The sequence below is a fragment of the Methylibium rhizosphaerae genome (genome assembly GCF_006386545.1).
Lineage (GTDB): Bacteria > Pseudomonadota > Gammaproteobacteria > Burkholderiales > Burkholderiaceae_C > Pseudorivibacter > Pseudorivibacter rhizosphaerae.
The window spans coordinates 1-2872 of record NZ_SWAR01000092.1 but is presented as its reverse complement, the minus strand read 5'-3'; the positions used below and the strand labels follow the sequence as shown (position 1 = coordinate 2872).

At 69.8% G+C, this 2872-nt stretch carries 1 protein-coding gene; it reads left to right on the top strand.

The genetic code is table 11. From position 1 onward, the window contains the following. The coding region (locus E8D38_RS27340) for an RHS repeat protein (protein ID WP_140637435.1) at positions 1-2872 on the top strand (2872 nt) is incomplete at both ends.

Genomic DNA, 2872 nt, shown 5'->3' with positions numbered 1-2872 from the left:
AGACCACCCGCCTGATCTACGACGCACGCGGCAAGCTGGTGGCGGAGCTCGACGCCGAACGCTACCTCACCGAACACGTCTACGACGCCCGGGGCAACCGCACCACGACGATTCGCTACAGCCAGCCGGTCACCCAGGTGGTCGGCGCGGGCACGCGGGTCATCGACCTGCGCCCACTGGCCGACCCGCAGGCACAGGTCACCAGCACCACCTACGACGCGCTCGATCGCATCACCAGCCAGACGAATGCGGAAGGCACGGTCACCCGCTATGCGTACGACACCGTGGGCAACCTGGTGTCCACCGTCAAGGCGGCCGGCACGGCCGAGGCTCGCACCCTCAACGCCCGCTTCGACGTGCAGGGTCGCCTGACCGGCGAACTCAGTGCCGAAGGCGCGGCCCTGCTCACCGAGGGCCTGACGCAGGAGCAGGTCGACGCCCTCTGGACCCAGCACGGCCTGACCCACACCTACGACGCGCTCGGGCGGCGCACCAGCACCACCGATGCCAACGGCGCGCGCACCGTCTTCTTCTACACCGCCGACGGCCGGCTGGCCTTCACCATCAATGCGCTGGGCGAGGTGGAGGAGCGCCAGTACGACATACTCAACCAGCTCAGCGCCACCGTGCGTCATGGCGCACGGCTGACCCCGGCCACTCTCGCCGGCCTGAACGGCGGCCGGGTCACCCCGGAGCTCACGGCCGCCGTCGCCGCCATCCGCGATGCGACCGTCGACGGCAGCGTGGATTACGAGTACACGCTGCGCGGCGAGCTCGCCATCACTCGGGGCGCCACCAGCACCACCACCCGGATCTACAACGCCTTCGGCGACGTGACGTCGGTGACTGCCAGCGGCGGCAGCGCGCAGCCCTCGGTGCAGAGCTTCAGCCATGACCGCAGGGGCCTGCAGACCGGCACCGTGAGCGATCCCGCCGGCATCAACGCCACCACGAGCGCCCGCTACGACGCCTTCGGCCGCCTGGTCGAGAGCACCGACGCCAACGGCAAAGTCAGCCACCAGAGCTACGACCGCCTCGGGCGCGTCGTGCAGACCGTCGACAAGAGCCAGGCCATCCGGTCGACCACGTATGACGCCTTCGGTCGCACGCTGACCCAGACCAACGCCCTGAACCAGACCACCCGCTACACCTACGACACCGCCGCACGCAAGCTCACGATCACGTCGCCCGAAGGCATCTCGGTCAGCACCGTGCACAACCGCCACGGCCAGACCGACACCGTGACCGACGGCAAGAACCAGGTCACGAGCTACGAGTACGACCGCAACGGCAACCTGGTGGGCACCACCACGCCGCTCACCGGCACCAGCCAGGTGTACGACCGCGCCGGCCGCCTGCTCGAAACCGTGGACGCCCGCGGCAACAAGGTCGCCTACACCTACGACGCCGCCAATCGGGTGCTGACCGTCACCACCGACCCGGGCGCCGAGCCCGGAAGGCTGAACCTCACCACCGAGCACCGCTACGACGCCAAGGGCCAGGCGGTCTGGTCGCGCGACGCCAACGGCGTCTGGACGCACACCGAGTACGACCTCAACGGCCAGGTCAAGGCGGTCACCGTCGATCCGAAGCGCAGCCCCGACTGGACGGCCGGGCCGGACGACAACCCCGACGGCCTCGCGCTGCGCACGGCCTACACCTATGACGAACTGGGCCACCAGCTCACCGTCACCGACCCGGCCGGCACGCTGACCCGCTACACCTACGACGCGCTCGGCCGGCGCACCGGCGAGGAGATCGACCCCGACGGCCTGAAGATCAAGCGCGGCTACGACTACGACGACCACGGCAACCTCGTCTCCAGCACCGACGCGAACAACGGCGTCACCCGCTACGCCTACGACAACAGCGGCCGCCTGCTCTACAGCGTGAGCGCTGCCGGCGCGGTGACCCGCAACCAGTACGACGACGAAGGCCGCCTGGTGCGCAGCACCCGTTACGCGACCGCGCTGTCGCCGCAGGTGCTGGCCGCCATGCCACTGCCTGCGTCAGCCGAAGAGATCGCCAACCGCATCGTGGCCACTGCGGGCAAGGACGCCGTCGAAGCGCGCCGCTACGATCGCGACGACCGCCTGCGCTACGTGGTCGACGGCACCGGCGCGGTGGTCGAGTTCAAGTACGACGACAACGGCAACGTCACCGAGCGCATTGCCTATGCCCGGCCCATCGACCTGGCCGCCTGGAGCGGCACGTCCGATCCGGCCGTGGTGGCCGATGCGGCCCGCGACCGTCGCACCGTGACCACCTACGATGCACTCGACCGCGCGACCTTCGTGACCGACGCGGCGGGCAGCGTGACGCAGAACGTCTACGACGACAACGGCAACGTCGTTCGCCGCATCCGGCTGGGGCACAACCGCGCGGACGACCGCGTGAGCGTCTACGAGTACGACGCGGCCAACCGGCTGACCTGGCAGGCCGACCCGACCGGCGCGGTGACCCGCACCGAGTACGACGCCAACGGCAACGTCACGCGGATGACCCGCTTCGCGCAACCGGTGATCGCCGGCACCAGCCCGGCCGGCGTGTCGGCCGACAGTGCCGCCGACCGCGTCACCAGCACGGCGTATGACCGGGCCAACCGCGTCGTCCACAGCACCGACGCCGAGGGCTACGTCACCACCACGGCCTACGACACCGCCGCGCGAACCACCACGACAACGCGGCACTTCAAAAAGCCGGCCACGGCCGGCGCGCTGCCCACCGCCAGCGAGTTCGACCAGACCACCACCTGGACCTACGACACCGCCGGGCGGCTGTTCACCAGCGTCGATGCCGAAGGCGGGCGTGAGTCGTTCACCTACGACGGCCTGGGCAACCGGAAGACCTTCACCAACAAGAACGGCAACAC